This is a genomic window from Bacteroidota bacterium (assembly GCA_030017895.1).
Classification (GTDB): Bacteria; Bacteroidota; Ignavibacteria; order UBA10030; family BY39; genus JASEGV01.
The window spans coordinates 1-4816 of sequence record JASEGV010000126.1 but is presented as its reverse complement, the minus strand read 5'-3'; the positions used below and the strand labels follow the sequence as shown (position 1 = coordinate 4816).

Genomic DNA, 4816 nt, shown 5'->3' with positions numbered 1-4816 from the left:
TTAAATATACAAAAAAAGTATTCAATAAGTCAATTTTTGGAACCGCCCTTAATAACATTTTTTACCCTTTTATTTCTTCTTCAAATAATTTGGCAGTTCATTGAACAGATGTGCTACCGTTCTCATACCGCCGTAGAAATTATCAAGATTGATGAACTCATTCGGCGCGTGCGCATTCTCATCCGGCAAACCGAAGCCAAGCAGAACTGTATCGAGGCCGAGGATTTGTTTGAACTCAACAACAATCGGAATCGAACCGCCCTCTCTTTGGTATAACGGCTTTTTGTTAAAACCTTTTTCGAGTGCTGCGACTGCCGCTTTTACACCTGGACTATCTATTGGAGTTATTGCAGCTTCGCCGCCGTGTAAATTTCGAACTGTAACTTGAACTGACTTTGGTGCAATTTTCTGAATATGTTTCTCAAAAAGTTTGGCAATCTTTGCCGACTTTTGATGCGGAACTAACCGCATAGAAATTTTTGCGGATGCTTTTGATGGAAGGACAGTCTTTGCCCCTTCACCGGTGAACCCACCCCAGATTCCGTTGCACTCGAGTGTCGGGCGCGCCCACAAACGTTCAAGTGTTGTAAATCCTTTTTCTCCATAAAGCTGTTTCACGCCTAATTCTTTTGCATACTTTTTATCGTTCCAAGGAAGTTTTTTAAACGCATCGTGTTCTTTTTTAGTCAACGCGAGAACATCTTTATAAAATCCGGGAATTGTAATCTTTCCATTTTTATCGTGCAACGATGCTACAATTTCAGTGAGCGCCTGAATCGGGTTATGAACCGAACCGCCGAACGAACCCGAATGCAAATCACCTTTCGGACCGACTAAATCAATCTGCATATAACTTAACCCGCGAAGTCCGTAACATATCGAAGGAACTCCCTTTGCAAACATAGATGAGTCGGATACGACAATCAGTTCGGCTTTCAATAAATCTTTGTGTTCTTTTAAAAACTTCGGAAGATTTGCACTTCCCACTTCTTCTTCACCTTCTATCATCAATTTTATATTAATCGGAAGAGTGCCGTTATTTTTCATATAAGCTTCGATGGCTTTGAAATGTATAAACACCTGACCTTTGTCGTCGGCAGCGCCGCGTGCATAAAGATTTTCTCCACGCACAGTCGCTTCAAACGGCGGCGACTCCCACAACTCAATCGGGTCAACGGGTTGAACATCGTAGTGTCCGTAAATAAGAACCGTCGGCTTGCCAGGCGCACCAAGCCATTCGCCATAAACAACTGGGTGTCCTTCCGTCGGAAGTACTTGAACATTATTCATTCCGATTTTTTTAAGATGGTCGGCAACCCAATTTGCACAACGGGCTACTTCATTTTTATTTTCTTCTCCTGTACTGATGCTTGGAATTGCTATGAACTCTTTTAATTCGTTAAGAAAGTTTTGTTTGTTTTCTTCTATATGTTTCAACACCTGTTCCATAATAAGTAATCCTTTTATTAATTTTTGAATAAAATTTTTGCTCTCAAATATAAGAAACCCACTCGGTAGATGCAATCAAATTTAGTAAGGGACGTGAGAACACTGCTAAAAGCACTTAAATTCACTAAAAATTGCTTATGGCACTCGAGTTGAGTATCTTTATATCCAAATTAACATTTTTAAATTGAACCAATGAAGTTCTTAATTGACCTGTTAAATATTCTTCTGCCGATTTTATACATAGGCGTTGTTTATGCTTATGGAAAATCTTTTTTTAAATTATCAAAACCGGCAGAAACATTAAAAACACCACTTCTCTTTGTATTAATAATCGTCCATTTTATTTATCTAATTTTGAGAACGGTTGCTTTTGCACATTCTCCCATCACTACAATTTTTGAGATATTCTCAACAGTTGCTTTTAGTGTTACTCTGGCTTACGCATATATTCAGGTGAAAACCAAAGTCCGTTCGACCGGATTTTTTATTTTGATTGTTGGATTCTTCTTCCAGCTTTTTTCTTCACTGTTCATAAAAGATTTATTGAACGTTCCCGATGTCTTACGCAGTAACTTACTCGGCTTCCACGTAGTGAGTGCGTTATTGGGATTTTCTGCGATTACTATCTCTGCAATTTACGGCATGTTATATCTGATGCTCTACCACGACATCAAATCGAATCGCTTCGGCATAGTTTATCAACGACTGCCGAACTTAGAAATTTTAGAAAAGATGAGTTTAACCGCAACGAAGCTTGGTTTTGTTCTACTCACAGTTGCGATTGTTGTTGGGTTAGTGTGGCTACCGAAAGCATTTGAAACTTTCTCGTATGCCGACCCAAAATTGATCGGCACTGTTTTCATTTGGGTTCTGTATGCAACAGGTCTCGCGGCAAATAAAATTGCACGCTGGCAAGGTAAACGAATTGTTTGGCTTTCAATTTTAGGTTTTATCGTTTCATTCTTTTCGATGACGATAGTAAATATGTTCTTTAGCGGTTTCCATAAGTTTTATTAAAATGAATTTAATTACAATAGGCATAAATCATAGGACTGCACCGATTGATGTACGAGAAAAGATTTGGTATTCTACAGAAGAAACCAAAAACATTTTACCTATACTAAAAGAAAAATTTTTCAAAGAGTGTGTGTTAATCTCAACCTGTAACCGGACTGAAGTGTACGGAATTCCGATTGATGAAGTAGATGAAGGAAAAGGAGTTGTAGATTTACTGATTTCGTTTAAGGACTCAGGCAACATCGTCAAGCATGATCACTTCTACGAACTTCATTCATCGCTTGCGGTAAGTCATCTTTTTAAAGTAGTATCGGGTATCGATTCGATGGTTTTGGGAGATGTTCAAATCATCAGCCAGATGAAAGAGGCATACTTAACTGCATCGAATATGAAAACTGTCGGTAAGCTTACTGCTCGTTTATTCGATACAGCTTTTCACGTCGGTAAACGCTCCCGAACTGAAACCGAAATCGGCGAAGGAGCAGTTTCGGTTAGTTATGCAGCGGTCGAACTTTCGAATAAAATTTTCGCCGACTTAAACAAACATACTGCATTGGTTATTGGTGCCGGCGAAACCGCACAACTGACTGCCAAACACTTACAAAGTAAAAACATCGGCAAGCTGATATTTACAAACCGCACACGCGAAAAAGCTGAAGCCATTGCCTCAGAGTTAAACGGTAGTGTGATTGATTTCGATTCGTTTCACGCAGAATTGAAAAATGTTGATATCATTATAAGTTCGGTAACGACACCGTCTTACATATTAACAGCACGGCAAATTCAGGGAGCGATGCGGCTGCGGCATAATAACCCGTTGTTCATTATTGATATCGGCGTCCCGCGCAACATCGACCCGGAAGCCTCAAAAATTGATAACGTGTTTCTTAACGACATCGACGCTCTTAACAATATGATAGATAAGAACTTAGGAAAACGACGTTCGGAAGTCCCAAAAGTAAAAAATATCGTCTTTGAAGAATTAGAACAATTTTATAATTGGTTCAAGTCGCTGCAAGTCAATCCCACAATACAGGAATTACGAACACAGTTTGAACTAATAAGAGAAGATGAAGTTCGGAAAAATATCAACCGCTTCAGCGAAACCGACAAAGAATTAGTTGAGATACTTACAAAGCGGATCGTTAATAAAATTTTACATACACCTATCGTGAACTTAAAGAACGGAACAAACACCGAAGCCGACGAAGAGACAATCAACAAGGTAAGCTTGCTTCGTCATTTATTCGGACTTGAGAAGAAAAAGTATTGATTATGAGAAAAAAAATTACAATCGGATCGCGCGGAAGTGCACTTGCACTCTGGCAAACAAATTGGGTAAAAGCTGAAATGCAAAAATATTTTCCGCTGCTTCAAATCGAAGTTGAGTTAATAAAAACCACAGGCGATAAAATATTGGACTCGCCCCTTTCAAAAATCGGAGACAAAGGATTATTCACGAAAGAATTGGAGGTAGCTTTAATTGATAAACGAATCGACCTTGCTGTTCACAGTTTAAAAGATGTTCCCACAAAAGTTCCTGATGGTTTATGGATTTCTGCAATCACAGAACGCGAAGATGTGCACGATGTTTTTGTCGCACCTTCAGGCAGCAACTATAATAGTTTGGATACTTTACCAATCGGGGCGTCCGTTGCGACAGGAAGTTTGCGCCGTAAATGCCAGCTATTGAACTGGCGAAGTGATTTGCAAATTATCGACATACGCGGAAACTTGAACACACGTTTTGCAAAATTGGATGAATCCGATTGGATGGGAATGATACTTGCCCGCGCCGGTGTTGTACGGCTCGGTTGGGAAAAACGTATTACACAAATTTTACCTCTTGAAAAAATGCTGCCGGCTGTCGGACAGGGTGCACTCGGAATTGAAACTCGTACCGATGACGCATCTGTAAATGAAATAGTTTTAAAACTGACCCATCGGGCTACTGAGATTTCCACAAAAGGCGAACGCTCGCTTTTGCGACACCTCGAAGGTGGATGCCAAATTCCGATTGGCGCGTTCGGAAGAATTGAAAATGGCAACTTTAAACTTGATGCATTGATAGGAAGTTTGGACGGAAAGCGGATTGTCCGCGATTCGATTGAAGGTAACCCTGAAGATTCCGAGAAATTAGGAATTGAATTAGCCGAAAAATTATTGAAAAACGGCGGCGAAGAAATTTTGAAAGAGATTAGATAACCTCGCCCCCTGCCACCTCTCCTCATTTGAGAGGGGATTAAGGAGAGAGGTTACCAACCCAGACTAGAAATGTCGCTATTAAACAAAACCATACTTATAACACGCAGCGAGGATCAATCCGATGAGTTCATCGAACTGATTCAAT

General features: G+C 39.9%; 4 protein-coding genes. 3 read left to right on the top strand and 1 reads right to left on the bottom strand.

Going from position 1 to position 4816, the window contains the following annotated elements:
- Positions 1-69: 69 nt before the first annotated feature.
- Complete coding sequence (locus tag QME58_14055; protein ID MDI6804939.1) at positions 70-1449, bottom strand: dipeptidase; 1380 nt, start codon at positions 1447-1449, stop codon at positions 70-72.
- 192 nt (positions 1450-1641) lie between these two features.
- On the opposite strand from QME58_14055, the gene ccsA reads away from it, so the two are divergent.
- The 3 genes from ccsA to hemC are packed head-to-tail and all read left to right on the top strand — an operon-like array spanning position 1642 to position 4671.
- Positions 1642-2466 carry a cytochrome c biogenesis protein CcsA gene (ccsA, locus tag QME58_14050; protein ID MDI6804938.1) on the top strand — a complete coding sequence of 275 codons (825 nt, stop codon included), beginning with the start codon at positions 1642-1644 and terminating at the stop codon, positions 2464-2466.
- 1 nt (position 2467) lies between these two features.
- Positions 2468-3739: a glutamyl-tRNA reductase gene (gene hemA / locus QME58_14045; protein ID MDI6804937.1), complete on the top strand. Its 1272-nt coding sequence runs from the start codon at positions 2468-2470 to the stop codon at positions 3737-3739.
- A gap of 2 nt (positions 3740-3741) precedes the next feature.
- On the top strand, positions 3742-4671 hold the full coding sequence (gene hemC / locus QME58_14040) for a hydroxymethylbilane synthase (GenBank protein ID MDI6804936.1): 930 nt from the start codon (positions 3742-3744) through the stop codon (positions 4669-4671).
- Positions 4672-4816: the final 145 nt, after the last annotated feature.